Raw genomic sequence first — 14,253 nt, forward strand, 5'->3', positions numbered from 1 at the left:
TGCAACTCTGGTCCTGGCAGGGCGTAGTACGGTGTGGGGTCGCGATCGGGCACGGGATGGCGAAGGGGGCCGGATGGCTTCGGGCAGGGCGCACGGCTGGGCGGCACACGGCTTCACGCTGATCGAGCTGCTGGTGGTGATTTCCATCATCGGGGTGCTCATGGGCATCCTGATCCCCGCTCTGGCCGGGGCCCGGCTGACCGCGCGGTCGACGGTGGGCGTGGCCAACCTGCGGAGCCTGTCGCAGCTCACGATGCTGTACGAGCACGAGCAGCGGTTCTTCCCCACGCCCTTCAACCCCGAAACCGATGCCCGCAAGCGCCGCGTGCCGGGTTCGGTGTGGAGCGACGCGCTGCACCCGAGCAAGGACCAGCCGCTGTGGAATTTCGAGGTGCCCTCGGCACCGCAGTGGAGCACGGAATTCTTCGGCGTGTACTGGTACTCGTGGCTCAGCGATTGGAACTCGCAGGGCGGGCGCGACACGGAGGTGCAGTTCTCGCCGGCCGACCGCCTCGCGCTCGACCAGCTCGCGCAGTACCGATCGTTGCAGGACAGCCGGGACGGCCTGTACCTCTACCCGTCGAGCTATTACATGAGCCCGACGATGTGGAGCGCGCCCAGCCGGTTCGGCGCGGGCTCGCGCGCGGCGATGGGGCCGAGTGCGTTGGCGCCGATGTCGGTCGCGAGCATGGCCCAGCCGGCCGACAAGGTCTTGCTGTGGGAGCGCGCCGACTTTGCACGCAACAACCGCGTGGCGGTGAACGGCAGGAGCGCGACGCGGCAGAAGATGGCGCCGAGCTGGTGCAACCCAGAGGCGCGGCCGCACGTGGCGACGGGCGACGGCGGCGTGCGCCAGGCCGACATGCGCAAGGTGGGCGATGCGGCGGCGGCCAACGACGAGTTCCTGCCGGGCGGACGCATCCAGCCGAGCGACCTCATGCCGCTGTACCCCAGCCGCGTGCCGTCGGGGCGCGACCCCCTGGGCGGCGTGGCGACGACCGACGGCGAGCATCCGCTGTACTTCTGGGCGACGAACGGGGGGATGCGGGGGGTTGACCTTCCCAAGTAGGTATGACGCGGTCCGCTAGTTCGTCGCCGGGCCGGCCGCGGCGGCGGACAGTTGGTCGCGGCGATCGCGGAGCGTGCAGAGCACGAACTTCTGCGCGTGGCGCATGCGGAGGCCGTGGGTGAAGCAGAGCAGGGCGACGAACACCAGGATCGCGACGAACACGCCTGCGCCGCCGAGGTAGGCCCAGAAGAACAGGATGGCGATGGGCCAGCATGCGGTGACGAAGCCCGTCGTGCGCTCGGTCCGGGTCCACCGCGGGCTGTTGCCCGTGCGTTCGATGGTTGTCGAGGCGTGTTCGCCGGTGTTCACGAGCAGGCAGATGACGGCGATGGCCGAGGTCAGTAGCGTTGGCACGATGATGCACCAGATGCCCGAGAGCACCACGAACGCGAAGAAGACGGCCAGCACCAGCACGCCGAATGGCGCGACCGTGAGCACGAAGGACCAGAGGATGGCCCGCCGGTGCGGCAGGTCGAGGTCCTTCCGTGCGTTCCGGTGCGCCGTTGACAGGCGAGCCAGGGCGATGCAGCCGTAGAGGCCGCCGGTGAACAGGAAGATCGCACCCAGAAGCAGGGCGATGCCGTTCCATTGGCTGTGTGGGAGCAGCATCGAGCGCGTAACCGCCGAAGCGGTCAGCAGGGAACTCGCGGCGATGCAGGCGTCGACGTGCCAGAGATCGCGGAAGCGGCCGTGCAGGTGGGCGATGAACGCGGGGTGCGCCTCGATGAGCGAAGGGGTGGGCCAGGAAGTAGGAGCCGGAAAGCCGCACTCGGGACAGCGGTGGCCCCAGTCGAGGCCGCCCAGGTCGTAGCGGCAGTGCAGGCAGGTGAGGCCGCTGGGCATGTGGCCTTCGTGCTCGCTCCCGACCGAGTACATCGGCGAGTCTACGTTCGCAGCGTTTTCGGGCGTGCGAATGGTGGTCCGTTCTCCGGCGGTTTCCGATACAATGGAAGCGCACGGCGTGCTGGAGGGCCCGATGAGCAGGCGTGAGTTCGAGGACAGCTTCGCGGGCGTTGGTCGCAAGATCGACGATGCGCTCAACGCGGGCGGCGAGGCCCGGCGGCGGCTGCACAACCGCATGGCGACCGGCGGGCTGTTCGAGCGATTCCAGCGGCAGCATGATGGTCCGGGCCTGCGCGAGCGGCTGGGCGAGCGCGTCTCGGCCTGGCGCGAGGAGATGCAGGGCGGCTCGATGAGCCCGAAGCTCGTCTTCGGCGCGTTCGGCGCCGGGGCGGGGCTGGTGCTGGTTACGGTCCTCGTGCTCGTGTATGGGCTGGGGATGTTCCGCGGCACGGGCCTGACCTCGGCGGACCTGGAGCGCGATGCGCAGCTCCGGTCGGCGGCCGAGCGGGCGCAGGCCGAGCGCGAGGGCACGCTGAACCCCGCGGCGATGGTGCAGCGCCAGGGGCAGGAGCGTGCGATGGCGGCCGAGGCCGACGCGGCACGTTCTGATCAGCGGGAATCCAGCATGCGCGGCCAGCGACCGGGCGGGTAGCCCGAACGGTCGTCGTACAATGCTCGGTTGAGCGACGAGCCCACGAACAACGGTGCGACGGAGGGCGAAGGCCGGGCCGAGCGACTCGCCCGGCTGCTGAAGCGCGCGCGCTCGCTGCCGCAGGTGCCGGGCGTGTACCTCATGAAGGACGCCAAGGACGTCGTTGTGTACGTGGGCAAGGCCCGCAAGTTGCCCGACCGCGTGGCGAGCTACTTCGTTCCCAGCGCCGACCTGGGGCCGGCCAAGGGCCCGATGCTCGACGTCGTGCAGGATTTCGAGTTCATCGAGTGCGAGACCGAGTTCGAGGCGTTGCTGACCGAGAACCGGCTGATCAAGGACATCCGCCCGCGGTTCAACGTCCGGCTGACCGACGACAAGACCTTCCCGTACCTGGTCGTCACGCAGCGCGAGGACTTTCCGCGTGTGTTCGTGACGCGGAACCCCGCCGGCGTGCGGCCCGACGGCAGCACGCCCGAGTACATGAAGGGCGCCAAGGTCTTCGGGCCCTTCGTGAACGCGGGCGCGCTGCGCGAGGCGGTGCAGGTTGCCCAGCGGGTGTTCAAGTTCCGAGATTGCAAGCTGGACATCGCCGAGGGCGATCCGAAGAACAAGTACTTCCGCCCGTGCCTCCTGTACAGCATCGGCCAGTGCACGGCTCCCTGCGCCGACAAGGTGACGCTGACGGCATACGGCGAGCAGGTCGATCGATTCGTGCGCTTCATGGGCAGCAAGCGGAGCAAGATGCTCGTGGAGCTTCGGCGAGAGATGGAGGAGGCCAGCACCGCGCTCGAATTCGAGCGGGCGGCCGAGCTGCGCGACCAGATCGCCGCCATCGAGAAGCTCGAGGAGCGCTCGAGCAAGCGTGACGGGTGGCAGCCCGAGACCGAGATCGGCTACGTCGAGCCCGAGAAGGGGATGCGCAGCTTGCAGCGGACGCTGGGGCTCGACGAGCCGCCCAGGGTGGTCGAGGGATTCGACATCGCGCACCTGGGTGGCAACGAGACGGTCGCTAGCAAGGTGTGCTTCGTCGACGGCCGGCCGTTCAAGAGCGAGTACCGGCGCTACAAGATCAAGGGCACGGGCAACGACGACTACGCGTCGATCCGCGAGGTGGTTTCGCGCCGATACCGCGAGGCGGGTGCGGGCCACGAGCTATACCCGGACGTGATCCTGATCGACGGCGGGCTCGGCCAGCTCCACGCGGCGATGGAAGCCCTGCGGGACATGGACGTGCCGGCGCCCATGGTGATCTCGCTCGCGAAGAAGGAAGAGTTGATCCACGTCCAGGAGCGCGAGGCGCCGATCCGGCTCGGGCGAGAAAACTTCGGGCTGCGCCTGTGCCAGCAGGTGCGCGACGAAGCCCACCGGTTTGCGCGGCACTATCACCATATCTTGCGTCGCAAGAAGGTCGTTGGCGAGTGAGTGCCTCGGTGCTCGCCCGCAGCCGAGAGGGAGCAGCATGAGCAGCAACGCGTCGCCGTGGCCCGAAATCACCTACGGCTCGTGGGCCGAGACGGCCAAGGCCCTGCACCTCTACACGCAGGTGGCCGGCAAGGTCCGGCTCGAGCTGACGCCGTGGACGAACCACTCGTGGCACGTGCCGCTCTACGTGAGCGCCCGCGGGCTGACGACTTCGATCATGTCAAAGGGCTCCAGGTCGTTCGAGATGAGGTTCGACTTCGTCGACCACGACCTGGTGATCGAGACGATCGAGGGCCAGGTGCGCCGCGTTGGCCTCGGGTCCGGTACGGTTGCTGGGTTCTATCGCTCGGTGATGGAAGCGTTCGAGAGCCTCGGCCTCGGCGTCGAGATCTACACCACGCCAAGCGAGATCGCCGACGCGACGCCCTTCGAGCAGGACACACAGGAGCGGCCGTACGACGCGGCGGCGGTCGAGCGATTCTGGCGGGCGCTGGTGCAGATGGACCGCGTGTTCAAGCGGTTCCGCGCTGGGTTCAACGGCAAGTGCAGCCCGGTGCACTTCTTCTGGGGCAGCTTCGATCTCGCCGTCACGCGGTTCTCGGGGCGGACGGCCCCGCCGCACCCCGGGGGCGTGCCGAACTTCCCGGATTGGGTTGCTCGTGAGGCGTACTCGCACGAGGTGAGCAGTGCGGGCTTCTGGCCCGGAAACGACGACGCCGACGCGGTGTTCTACTCGTACGCGTATCCGAAGCCCGACGGTTTCGAGAAGGCAGCGGTGCGGCCGGACGCGGCAGCGTGGTCGAACGAGCTGGGCGAGTTCGTGCTGCCGTACGCGTCGGTTTGCGGGTCACCGGATCCGGACGCGGCGCTCATGGCGTTTCTTGAGAGCACCTATGTGGCGGCGGCCGACCTCGCGAAGTGGGATCGCACCGAACTCGAGTGCGACCTGCCGGGCGATGCGCGAGACTGACGTATCAAGAGGAAGCGAGACAGCGCATGGACCAACCACGCGACGTACAGATCGTGAGGGCCGATCAAGAACTCGGCGAAGGACACGCGGGCGGGACGCGCGCCGGCATCGCAGTGAACGCCGGCATGACCGGCGGCTCGCACGGCGTCATCGTCGGCGATACCCCCGTCGGCGGCGGACCGCCGTTTCACGCGCACCACACGTTCGACGAGACGTTCTTCGTGCTCGAGGGCGCGTTCCGCTTCTTCACTCGGGACGGCACGATCGACGCGAGCGCGGGCGACGTGCTGTTCGTGCCGGGTGAGGTTGCCCACGGGTTTCGGTGCACGGCCGCCGGCGATCGCGGCGTGGGTCGCACGGCCATCATCGTGACGCCCGGCCGGTTCATGGGCTTTTTCGAGGCGATGGAGAAGCTCGCAAAGAGCGGCAGGCTCACGCGTGAGGGCCTGAGCGAGCTTGGGGAGCATTGGGGCGTGTCGTTCCTCGAGCCGCCGGCGTTGATGCGGCACGACTGATCCGGACCGTCGCGCTCACGCCGACTTCGCGTGTTCCTTGGGCACCGGGCGCTCGTGCGTGCTCACGGCGTCGGCGGGCATCTCGTCGAGGATGAGCTGCGAGATGGTCGGCGCGTTCTCCAGGGGCTTGCCCTTGGCGTCGGTCAGCGGGGTGCCGTCGAGGCGCTCGATGATGGGCGTGGGGTTGGCGCGCTCGTGGGCCTCGAGATTGCGCTCGAGCTCGGCCTGCTTCTTCTCGTCGAGTTCGCTCCACTTGCCGCGACCGCGACACTTGGGGAAGCGGCTGCAGCTCAGCCACGGGCCTCGCGCACCGCTACGCAGGTTGAGCGGCGCCTCGCACGTGGGGCAGGGCAGCTCGGTCTCGAGTGGCGGAACCGACGGCGCCACGACGTGGCCCTTCTTGTCGATGTTCAGGATCAGCCCGTCCTCGGGGCTCTCGCCTTCGGCCAGGTCGGTTGCGATGAACGGGCCGAAGCGGCCCGTGCGATGGACCATGGGCCGACCCGTGCGCGGGCAGCGGACGTCGACGTACTCGATCGGGCGTGGGCGGCCGTGGCTGTCGACCGGGCACGCGTATGTGCAATCGGGATAGTTGCTGCAGCTCAGGAACCGGCCGTTCTTGCCGAAGCGGTAGACGAGCTCGGCGCCGTCGCGCGGGCAGAGGTAGTCGCTGGGCTGCACCTCGGCCTTGGCGTGCTGCAGGTTCTCGAGCGCGTGCTCGAGGTTTTCCTTGAAGGGGCCGTAGAAGCGTTCGAGCATGTCGATCCAGTCGAGGTGCTCGTCCTCGATCTTGTCCAGGTCGGCCTCCATCTCGCGCGTATAGCCCAGGTCCATGATGCGCGGGAAGGCCTCGATCAGCTTGTCGGTGACGACCTCGCCCAGGTCGGTCGCGTAGAAGCGGCGCTCGCGCTGCTCGACGTACTTGCGGTCCTGGATGGTTTGCACGATGCTGGCGTAGGTGCTGGGGCGGCCGATGCCCTCGCTCTCGAGCGTCTTGATGAGGCTCGCCTCGGTGTAGCGGGCGGGCGGGCTGGTGAAGCGTTGGCGCGGATCGACGCCGAAGGCGTGCAGCGTATCCTGCTCCTTGATCGTGGGCAGGGTCGCCTCGTCGCTGGCGGTCGGCACGCCGGCGACCTTGTAGAAGCCGTCGAACACGAGCACGCGGCCGGTGGCCTTGAAGGTGAGCGTGTCAGATTTGCCGCCATCAAGGAGGATGGTCGTCGCGTCCCACTGCGCGTGGCTCATCTGGCAGGCGACGAAGCGCTGCCAGATGATCTCGTACAGCCGGGCCTGGTCGGGCTTCAGGCTCTTGCGAACGCGGTCGGGCGTGTAGGCCACGTTGGTGGGGCGGATTGCCTCGTGGGCCTCCTGCGCGCTCTTGTTGCTGCTGCCGAAGAAGTTGGGCTTCTCGGGCAGGTAGTCGTCGCCGTAGGTCTTCTTGATGTGCTCGCGCGCCATGTTGAGCGCTTCGCCGGCGATGTGCGTGCTGTCCGTACGCATGTAGGTGATGAGGCCGACGGGCCCCTCGCCGGGGATGTTGACGCCCTCGTACAAGCCCTGCGCGGCGCTCATGGTGCGTCGAGCGCCGAAGCCGAGCCGCGTGCTGGCGGCCTGCTGCAAGGTCGACGTGATGAAGGGCGGCGGCGGGCGGCTGGTGGTGCGCTTGGTCTCGATCGAGCGCACGCTCCACGGCATGCTCGGGTCGGGCGTGCCGGTAATGGTGCGCAGCCAGCGTGCGGGGCCACGGCCGCCCTCGTCCTCGGTCACGTGCGTCTTGACGTCGGTCAGCCCCGCCTGCTCGAGCATGGCGACGACGCTCGGCGTGATGTCACACGTGTCGGCCTGCTGGAACTTCTCGGCGCTGACCGCGGCGGTGGCACCGGGATCGAGCTTGCCCTTCTGGAGGATCTCAAACTTCTCGCCGTTGACCTCGACCAGCTCGGCCCGCAGGCCGTCGTGCTTGGCCAGCCACGCATTTTGGGCCTTGAGCGAGGGCGGGTTGCCCTTCTCGTCGCGCTCGGCAAGCAGCTTGGCCCACTGCGGCGCGAGGGAACGGGCGGCGTCGTGCGTGCCGGCGAAGCTGGCGGTGATGCTCCAGCTCTCGTCGGGCACGAACACGCGAATCTCACGCTCGCGCTCGACGACCAATCGCACCGCCACGCTCTGCACGCGGCCCGCGCTCAGGCCCCGCGTGACCTTCTTCCATAAGAGGGGCGAGACCTGATAGCCCACGATGCGGTCGAGGATGCGGCGGGCCTGCTGGGCGTTGACCTTGTCGACGTCGATCGGGTGCGGGTTGTTGAAGGCCTTGGCGATCTCGGCCTTCGTGATGGCGGCGAATACCACGCGCTTGGCGGCCTCGGCGTCGATGCCGATCTCCTGAGCGAGGTGCCAGGCGATGGCCTCGCCCTCGCGGTCGAGGTCGGTCGCGAACCAGACGTGGCCGCCTTCGCTCGTGGCGTCCTTCGCGGCCCGCTTGAGCTCGCGCATCACGGCTTCCTTGCCGTTCAGCACGCGATAGGTCGGCGTGAAGCGCTTCTCGATGTTGACGCCGGGCACGGGGCTCTTGTCGCCCTTGTCGGCCTTCTCGGGCAGGTCTCGCACGTGGCCGACCGACGCGAGCACGACGTAGTCGTCGCCCAGGTACTTGTTGATGGTCTTGGCCTTGCTGGGGCTCTCGACGATGACCAGGTCCTTGCCCTTGGCGGCTCCGGCCTTGTAGCCGGTGCCCCGGCTGGTGCGACCGCGCCCAGCGCCCGCCGACCGGCTCGCCGTCTTCTTCGAGACCTTCTTTGAGGTCTTCTTGGTCGTCTTCTTCTTGGAGGTCTTCTTCGCCATTCGTGGGTCGCTCAAGAGAAAGTGGGTAGTTTCCCCACGGGTCGGACGGTCGCTCGACACGGAAGGAGCCCGCCGCGGCGTTGTCAAGCGCCAGGGCGGGAACGGGCCGTGCCGGGTCTTTCCATCGGCCGACAAACGGTCCGGGGACTGCCGATATTCTGCGACTTTCTACGGGCGGACTGTTGGCAGATTGTTGGTAGAAGGTTGTCAATTGGCCATAAAACAAGTATTGACAATGCTTTGCGACGCTTCAGCCGTCGGCTGTCGGTCGGGATGGATGGACATCCGACGCGGCCGATCTCCGGGGCTGGCGGCCAGCCGGCGGAGCCAGGTTCGCTGGTTCTTGGCGAATCGACGGGTCTCGATCTTGATCCGCTCGATGGCGTCGTCCAGGGAAAATCCGGATTGACGATCGGCGGCGAGGAACTCGGCGATCTGCTTGGTGCCCAGCGCCTGCGCGGCCTGCGGGCCGAGGGCGCCGGCCTCCAGCAGCCGGCGGGTCTCCTCGACGAGGCCGGCCTCGACCATCCCCTTCACCCTCGCGTTGATGCGGCCGTTGATGGCCTCGGTCTCCCAATGGAGCGTCACCAGCAGTAGCCGATCGGCGAGGGGATTGCTGCCGCTGTCCCACTGTCGCTGGAGGTCGCTGATGGGCGTGCCGGTGAGGCGGAAGACCTCCAGCGCCCGGATGGTCCGCCGCTCGTCGGCGGGGTGGATGCGTGCGGCGGCCTTTGGGTCGACGCGTTCGAGCTCGGCCCGGCGATCGGCGGCGGGCATCGCGCGGAGTTGCTCGCGCAGCGCTTCGTCGGCGGGCGGGCCCTCGAAGAGGCCGTCGATGAGTGCCTTGATGTACAAGTGCGTGCCGCCGACGACGATGGGCCAGCCGCCCTCTGCCTCGATCTCCTCGATCTTCGTAGTAGCGAGTTGCAGCCACTGCGCGACCGTGAACGGCTCGCTCGGCTCGACGACGTCGATCAGGTGGTGCGGCACGCCCTCGCGCTCGTCCATCGATGGCTTGGCGCTGGCGACGTCGAGCCCGCGATAGACCTGGAACGCGTCGGCGGAGATGACCTGCGCGCCGCCCGCAGCGACGTGCCCCTGAGCCTCGGCGAGCTTCGCGCACGCGATGGCGAGGTCCGTCTTGCCGCCGGCGGTCGGGCCGGCGATGACGGGGATGAGGGGGCGCGCGGTCACGACAGCCAAGAGTGTACGACCGGGCCGGCATCCGTACGGCGTGTCGCAGATGGTCGGACCTATAACGCCGCGGCTTGCCCAGATTGCGGACGAGGATGGGCATCGAAGAAGAATCGGCGCAAGATCTACCGTGGGGCGGTTAGCATGAGCCGTCCCGCTGTACCTGCATCCGAGAATCGTTCGCGCTGGAGGCTTGAAGGGACCTTGTCATGAAATCCTCGTCGATACGCTCCGCTTCGTTGCTCGCCCCGGCGGTGTTGGGCCTGCTTCTCTACACCCACGCGGCCGCCCAACCGTGCGATGCACGATCGCTGTTCGTCCGCATGGTCGCGAGCCCGACTGCCTTCGATAGGTTCGGCGCCGTCGCGGTGGCCGATCTCGACGGCGATGGTGATCTGGACGTCGCCTCGGCCACGAGCGCCGCAGGTCTACAGGTGCTCCGCAACGACGGCGAAGGAAACTTCGAGCCTGTCATTGCCTTGCCGCTGGCCGACAGAGGATGGCAGCTTGTCGCCGGCGACTGGGACGGTGATGGGGATGCCGACTTGGCGGCGAGCCTGGAGAACGGCACGGTCGTCGTGCTCCGTAACGGCGGCGATGCGGACTTCGAGCTTGCAGGGGAATTCATGCTCGCGGGAGCCGCGGCTGGCTTGGCCGCCGCCGACGTGGACGGCGACGGCGACGCGGACCTGGCCGTTTCGCTGGTGCTCGACGCCCAGTACGTGCTACTCACCAACGACGGCGCGGGCGCGTTCACGCCCGGTGCTCCGCGAGTGCTGCCTTGGGACACGATCCAGCTCACGCTGGCCGACGTCGACACCGATGGCGACGCCGACCTGATCGCAGCGCAGCTTATCGCGCCGCGCCTGGCGGTGGCGATGGGCGACGGCGGCGGCGGCTTCGGCGCCTTCGTCCAGTACGACGCGGCCGACACGAACTTCGCCTACGTCCAGCCTGTGGACCTTGACGGCGACGGCGACCTGGACCTGGTGCTGGCCGAGGACGGCGCTCAGGTGATGCTCAACGCCGGCGATGGAACCTTTGGCACGCCGACGCAATACCCCTTCGCCAACGCCGAGCTCACGCCCATCATCGGCGACTACGACGGCGACGGCGCGGTCGACCTGCTTCTGAGCGGGACGACCGTGTCGGGCCTGGGGCTGGTGCGCGGCCGGGGCGACGGCACCTTCGACGCCGTGGAGTTGATCGAGACCGGCGCGCCGTACTACCGCACGGCCGGCGGCGACTTCAACGGCGACGGCGCGATCGACTTTATCGGCGCGACGGGCATCGTCGATGAGCCGTGGGACGTGCTGCGGAACGACTGCCCGGCCGCGAAGACGCCCGCGTGCCGGGCCGACTTCGACGGCGACGGATCGCTGACGATCTTCGACTTCCTCGCGTTCCAGAACGCGTTTGCGGCGGGTTGTCCGTAGCGAGCTACTTCTGCGTTTGCGGGAAGCCGAGCTCGCGCCCGAAGAAGTCCAGCTTCATCGCCGCCTTCGCTCGTGCCAGCGTGTCCTCCGCCACCGTGTTGGCCTTGGCCGCGTGCTCGCGGAGGATTTCAAGGACCACCTTGTCGCCAGTTTCGCCCGCGAGCTCGGCTCGCTTCTCCCGAATGGGTGCGATGAGTTCATCAATTGCCTCGGCGACCTCGACCTTGATGTGGCCGTCGCCGATGTTGTCGCCGGCGGCGTACTTGGTTTCGAGCTCCTTCACTCTGGTTTCGTCGCGGATGAAGGCGCGGACGTACTCGAACAGGGCATTGTCGATGTCGCCGGGCTCGTCCATGGTCTGGCGGCCGGTGTAGAGCTGGCCCATCTTCTTCTTGATCTGCTTGAAGGTGTCCGTCAGGAAGATGGCGTTGTTGAGGCTCTTGGACATCTTCTGGGTGCCGTCGGTGCCGACGAGGCGGCCGATGCGGCCGACCTTCGCGGCGGGGATGGGGAACACGCCGCCGAGCGACTCGTGCTCGCTGTCTTCGGCGTGCGGGTCGACGCCGCAGTAGACCTGGTTGAACCGGCGCGCGGCCTCGCGGCACATCTCGATGTGGGCCACCTGGTCCTCGCCCACGGGTACGAGCTGCGGCCGGAACGCGAGGATGTCCGCGCACTGGCCGACGGCGTACATCGGAAAGCCGAAGCTGTACGTATCGCCCAGGTCCTTGTCCTTGATCTCGGTCTTGAGCGTCGGGTTCTTCATCACGCGGTTGAAGGGCAAGAGCATTGCAAAGAACCAGGTCAGCTCGGCGATGGCCGGCGTCTCGGTCTGCAACACGAACGTGCTGCGATTGGGGTCCATGCCGACGGCCAGCCAGTCCTTGACGATCTCCAGCGTGCTCTCGCGGATGCCCTCGGGCTTGTCGGCCCGCGTGGTGTACGCGTGCATGTTGGCGATGAGGAAGAAGCAGTCGTACTCGTCCTGCAGCGCAACGCGGCTCTCGAGGCTGCCCACGAGGTGGCCCAGGTGGAGCTGGCCGGTGGGCGTGTCGCCGGTGAGGATGCGGGGCTTGGAAGGGGGCTTGGTGGTGGGGTTGGCCATGGGAGGGCAGGGTAGTGGGCCTGGCCGACGGCCGGAAATGACCTTGGAAAGCCGGGCGGCTTGGGGTACAACTCACGCATGGGCGAGCGGAGATATCGGAATACCTGGTTCCAGTGGCTGGCAGGCGTGTTGTTGGCGGTGGCCGCCGCGGGCCCGGCCCTGGCCCAGTGCTACTCGCAGGAGCTGCTTCCGCCGGTGCTGAGCGAACGCACCAAGTTCGGTTCGAGCCTCGCCCTGCACCGCGGTGGCCTTCTCGTGGGTGACTTCCGGGCCAGGGGAACGTGCCCGGGCATGCCGCCCGGCACGTGCATCCTGGGCGGCGTGACCGCATGGACGTTCGACGCGTCGGCCGGGGGCTGGGTGGTCGAGGCGGAGATCCGAGCGGACGCGCCCGGGGGCTCGGGGAACTTCGGCGTCGACGTGGCCGTCGAGTCCGATCGCATGATCGTGGGGGCCACCAGGGCGAGCGTTGCGGGCGACCAGACCGGGGCGGCGTTCGTCTTCGACTTCGACGGCGAGCGGTGGACCCAGTCGGGCGTCATCGAGCCGTCCGAGCCGAACTATCCGAGCGCCTTCGGCGGCCAGGTCGAGGTCGAGGGGTCGCTGGCCGTCGTGTCAGACTATCCGGTCGTCTACGTCTTCGAGGAGACCGGGGCCGGCTGGACGAATCGCCAGCGCATTACCGCCCCCGACGCATCGATGGGCGGGGGCGAATACTTCGGGGCCACCATGGAGCTCGTGAACGGCTGGTTGTTCGTGGGAGCGCTTCTCGACGGACTGGCCGGCGACCGCGTCGGGGCGGTGTACGTCTTCCGGCGCACCGGCGTCGAATTCGAGTTCATCGAGAAGCTGTATCCGCCGGACCCCGGCCTGGCCGCGTTCTTCGGCAACGCGCTCGCCAGCGACGGGCGCACGCTGTTGGTTGGTGCCTACGGCACCGAGCGGGCGTTCATCGGCCAGGGTGCGGTGTACGAGTTCGCGCTGGCCGACGATCGGTGGCAGTACGTAGACGACTTCACCTCCGAGCAGCCCCAAGAGGGCGACTCCTTCGGCGCGGCCGTGGCCTACCGGGACGGTCGGGCCGTGGTGGGCATGACCGGTCGCGAGGGACCGACGACCTCGGGCTGGGCTACCTACTTCGAACGCGACGGGCGGGGACGATGGGCGCAGGTCGCAGACCTACGGCCCTTGCTCGGGCCCACGGGCCACTACGGCGGGCCGGTCGCCATGGGCGATCGCTGGGCGTTCGTCACCGCGCGGACCCAGCAGACCGGCTACGTCGAGACCGGGGCCGTGCACGCGTTCGACCTCGATGAAGCGGCGTGCAACTGCCCGGTCGACCTCGACGGCGACGGCGAGACGACGGTGTTCGATTTCTTCACGTTCGCGAACCTGTTCCAGGCCGGCGACCTGAGGGCAGACTTCGACGGCGATGGTGCGCTGACCGTGATCGATTTCCTGGTGTTCCAGATCGACTTCGTGCGGGGATGCTGATGGGAGGGTGCGCGATGAAGCGGGGCTTGGGAGCGATCGTCGTCGGCATGATGTCGGCTGCCGCCGTGGCCCAGTCGGCGTATCGGCTGGAGATCACGGTCGAGCCCGAGTCAGTGCGGCCGGGCGAGACGGCGACGATCCGGCTGCTGGCGCACTTCGACGGATCGCGCGACTGTGCGATCTCGACGGTCATCACGGACCTGATGGTCTCGGTCCATGCGCCCTCGATCGGGGCGCGGCGCGTGCTGCCGCCGATGGATTTCCTTGCGGTGCACCCCGGCACCATCGATGCGGCGGGCGTCCGCGACATCGTCGCATTTCAGATACAAGGCCTCGCGGATATCGTGGCCGACCCGACGAATCCGATGCCGTTCTGGGAGGGCGCGTTCGTGGCGCCCGAAGTCGATGATCCCCAGCGGATCGTCATGGCCACGCGCACGGCACACTACTTCGCCTATCCCGATTGCTGCTCGCATTGTCACTTCAGGGAATCGCGGCTCGACGAGATCGCAGAAGCTTTCGCGGAATTCTGGATCGTCCCGTGCGAAGCCGACCTCGACGGCGACGGCGAGCTCACGGTGTTCGACTTCCTCGCGTTCCAGAACCTCTTCGACGCGGGTGATCTCGCGGCCGATTTCGACGGCGACGGCGAGCTGACGATCTTCGACTTTCTCGCGTTCCAGAACGCGTTTATGGCGGGTTGCCCGTAGGCGCT

General features: G+C 67.9%; 12 protein-coding genes. 8 read left to right on the top strand and 4 right to left on the bottom strand.

Annotation, left to right across the window (positions count from 1 at the left end):
- Nucleotides 1-73: 73 nt before the first annotated feature.
- Nucleotides 74-1,069: a prepilin-type N-terminal cleavage/methylation domain-containing protein gene (locus RIA68_12560; protein ID MEQ8318274.1), complete on the top strand. Its 996-nt coding sequence runs from the start codon at nucleotides 74-76 to the stop codon at nucleotides 1,067-1,069.
- A gap of 15 nt (nucleotides 1,070-1,084) precedes the next feature.
- Here RIA68_12560 and RIA68_12565 read toward each other — a convergent pair whose 3' ends face one another.
- Nucleotides 1,085-1,945 (bottom strand): hypothetical protein, encoded by an 861-nt coding sequence (locus RIA68_12565; protein ID MEQ8318275.1) that lies wholly within the window; start codon nucleotides 1,943-1,945, stop codon nucleotides 1,085-1,087.
- A gap of 100 nt (nucleotides 1,946-2,045) precedes the next feature.
- On the opposite strand from RIA68_12565, the gene RIA68_12570 reads away from it, so the two are divergent.
- Genes RIA68_12570 through RIA68_12585 form a run of 4 tightly spaced genes read left to right on the top strand, consistent with a single transcriptional unit; the run spans nucleotide 2,046 to nucleotide 5,471 of the window.
- Nucleotides 2,046-2,564, top strand: a complete 519-nt coding sequence (locus RIA68_12570) for a hypothetical protein (protein ID MEQ8318276.1) — start codon at nucleotides 2,046-2,048, stop codon at nucleotides 2,562-2,564.
- A 27-nt stretch (nucleotides 2,565-2,591) separates the two neighbouring features.
- The gene (locus RIA68_12575; protein MEQ8318277.1) at nucleotides 2,592-3,986 is read left to right on the top strand and encodes an excinuclease ABC subunit UvrC; all 1,395 of its coding nucleotides are present in this window, start codon (nucleotides 2,592-2,594) and stop codon (nucleotides 3,984-3,986) included.
- Between the two features lie 37 nt (nucleotides 3,987-4,023).
- Complete coding sequence (locus RIA68_12580; GenBank protein ID MEQ8318278.1) at nucleotides 4,024-4,956, top strand: DUF5996 family protein; 933 nt, start codon at nucleotides 4,024-4,026, stop codon at nucleotides 4,954-4,956.
- Between the two features lie 26 nt (nucleotides 4,957-4,982).
- The gene (locus RIA68_12585) at nucleotides 4,983-5,471 is read left to right on the top strand and encodes a cupin domain-containing protein (protein MEQ8318279.1); all 489 of its coding nucleotides are present in this window, start codon (nucleotides 4,983-4,985) and stop codon (nucleotides 5,469-5,471) included.
- 15 nt (nucleotides 5,472-5,486) lie between these two features.
- Here the strand turns inward: RIA68_12585 and RIA68_12590 are convergent, their stop codons facing one another.
- Nucleotides 5,487-8,324 (bottom strand): DNA topoisomerase, encoded by a 2,838-nt coding sequence (locus RIA68_12590; GenBank protein MEQ8318280.1) that lies wholly within the window; start codon nucleotides 8,322-8,324, stop codon nucleotides 5,487-5,489.
- A 192-nt stretch (nucleotides 8,325-8,516) separates the two neighbouring features.
- On the bottom strand, nucleotides 8,517-9,503 hold the full coding sequence (gene miaA / locus RIA68_12595) for a tRNA (adenosine(37)-N6)-dimethylallyltransferase MiaA (GenBank protein MEQ8318281.1): 987 nt from the start codon (nucleotides 9,501-9,503) through the stop codon (nucleotides 8,517-8,519).
- A 239-nt stretch (nucleotides 9,504-9,742) separates the two neighbouring features.
- On the opposite strand from miaA, the gene RIA68_12600 reads away from it, so the two are divergent.
- Nucleotides 9,743-10,939: a VCBS repeat-containing protein gene (locus RIA68_12600; GenBank protein MEQ8318282.1), complete on the top strand. Its 1,197-nt coding sequence runs from the start codon at nucleotides 9,743-9,745 to the stop codon at nucleotides 10,937-10,939.
- A gap of 4 nt (nucleotides 10,940-10,943) precedes the next feature.
- Here the strand turns inward: RIA68_12600 and trpS are convergent, their stop codons facing one another.
- Nucleotides 10,944-12,044, bottom strand: coding sequence for a tryptophan--tRNA ligase (gene trpS / locus RIA68_12605; GenBank protein MEQ8318283.1), 1,101 nt, complete (start codon nucleotides 12,042-12,044; stop codon nucleotides 10,944-10,946).
- A gap of 78 nt (nucleotides 12,045-12,122) precedes the next feature.
- Here trpS and RIA68_12610 point away from each other — a divergent pair, with 78 nt between their 5' ends.
- The gene (locus RIA68_12610; protein MEQ8318284.1) at nucleotides 12,123-13,538 is read left to right on the top strand and encodes a GC-type dockerin domain-anchored protein; all 1,416 of its coding nucleotides are present in this window, start codon (nucleotides 12,123-12,125) and stop codon (nucleotides 13,536-13,538) included.
- A 14-nt stretch (nucleotides 13,539-13,552) separates the two neighbouring features.
- Nucleotides 13,553-14,248, top strand: coding sequence for a GC-type dockerin domain-anchored protein (locus RIA68_12615; GenBank protein MEQ8318285.1), 696 nt, complete (start codon nucleotides 13,553-13,555; stop codon nucleotides 14,246-14,248).
- Nucleotides 14,249-14,253: the final 5 nt, after the last annotated feature.

This window comes from Phycisphaerales bacterium (genome assembly GCA_040217175.1).
Taxonomy (GTDB): Bacteria; Planctomycetota; Phycisphaerae; order Phycisphaerales; family UBA1924; genus JAHCJI01.